The sequence below is a fragment of the Burkholderia sp. RF4-BP95 genome (assembly GCF_001521985.1).
Taxonomy (GTDB): Bacteria; Pseudomonadota; Gammaproteobacteria; order Burkholderiales; family Burkholderiaceae; genus Burkholderia; species Burkholderia diffusa.
This window is the reverse complement of record NZ_LOSX01000052.1, coordinates 1-1,062: the sequence shown is the minus strand read 5'-3', so window position 1 is coordinate 1,062 and position 1,062 is coordinate 1. Positions and strand designations below refer to the sequence as shown.

The following is a 1,062-nucleotide window of genomic DNA, read 5'->3' as shown; positions in this document are numbered from 1 at the left end:
GTTCGGCGACAGCACGGCCGTCGACAACGTCAACCTGACGATCGCGAAGAACGAATTGTTCGCACTGCTCGGCAGTTCGGGCTGCGGCAAGTCGACACTCTTGCGCATGCTCGCCGGGCTGGAAACGGCCACCTCCGGCAAGATCTTCGTCGACGGCGAGGACCTCGCGTCGCTGCCGCCGTACCGCCGGCCGGTGAACATGATGTTCCAGTCGTACGCGCTGTTTCCGCACATGTCGGTCGAGTCGAACGTCGCGTTCGGCCTGAAGCAGGAAGGCACGCCGAAGAACGAAATCAAGGAGCGCGTGGCCGACGCGCTCGCGCTCGTGCAGATGAGCAAGTACGCGAAGCGCAAGCCGCATCAACTGTCGGGCGGCCAACAGCAGCGCGTCGCGCTCGCCCGCTCGCTGGTGAAGCGCCCGAAGCTGCTGCTGCTCGACGAGCCGATGTCCGCGCTCGACAAGAAGATCCGCCAGAAGACCCAGCTCGAACTCGTGAACATCATCGAGAAGGTCGACGTGACCTGCGTGATGGTCACGCACGACCAGGAAGAGGCGATGACGATGGCGAGCCGCCTCGCGGTGATGAGCGAAGGCAAGATCGTGCAGATCGGCACGCCGGGCGAAGTGTACGAATACCCGAACAGCCGCTTCTCGGCCGAGTTCATCGGCTCGACGAACCTGTTCGAAGGGCGCGTGGTCGAGGACGAACCCGATCACATCTTCGTCGAGAGCGACGACCTCGAGGCACGCATGTACGTGAGCCACGGCGTGACCGGCCCGCTCGGCATGCCGGTCGGCATCTCGGTGCGCCCGGAACGCGTGCACGTGTCGCGCGAAAAACCCGGCTCGCATCACAACTGGGCGCGCGGCGTGGTGACCGACATCGCGTACATGGGTGCGTACTCGCTGTATCACGTGCGCCTGCCGAGCGGCAAGACGGTGGTGTCGAACCTGTCGAGCTCGCACCTGATGCACGACAGCGCGCCGGCGTGGAACGACGACGTGTTCGTGTCGTGGTCGCCGGCCAGCGGCGTCGTGCTGACGCAGTGAGGGCGACATGA

General features: G+C 65.0%; 1 protein-coding gene. It reads left to right on the top strand.

Annotated features, from left to right (window positions below; translation table 11 throughout):
• Positions 1-1,051: ABC transporter ATP-binding protein (locus WS46_RS18410; protein WP_059691370.1), on the top strand; the 1,051-nt coding region annotated here is incomplete at its 5' end.
• Between the last annotated feature and the right edge of the window lie 11 nt (positions 1,052-1,062).